This is a genomic window from Undibacterium sp. Di27W (genome assembly GCF_049340345.1).
Lineage (GTDB): Bacteria > Pseudomonadota > Gammaproteobacteria > Burkholderiales > Burkholderiaceae_D > Undibacterium.
Map to the genome: position 1 here is coordinate 1 of NZ_JBMPOS010000162.1, position 272 is coordinate 272.

General features: G+C 61.0%; 1 protein-coding gene. It reads right to left on the reverse strand.

The window, feature by feature from the left end; all coding sequences use genetic code 11:
• On the reverse strand, positions 1-272 hold a 272-nt coding region (locus ACO0LF_RS31745), incomplete at both ends, for a hypothetical protein (protein WP_423021439.1).

Sequence of the window (272 nt, forward strand, 5' to 3'; positions counted from 1 at the left end):
GTGGTATTGCTTTGGATCTGGGAGGTGCTCCAGCTTTGCAGTTGGCCCAGACTCAGGAGTCCAGTCGTGCCGAGCCCGGCTACGGGGTAGCTGACGTTGGTGAAGTGGATCTCGGCTGTTTTTTGGCCTGCGGTGTCGTAGCGTTGTTCGGTGACGATGCCGGTGCCGCTGATCTGGAAGCGTAACTGGCCTGGCAGTCCATAGACGAAACGGGTGCTTTGGGGGCCGGTGGACTGGTTGGCACCTGCTGCCGGGGTCAGGGTGCTGAGGAT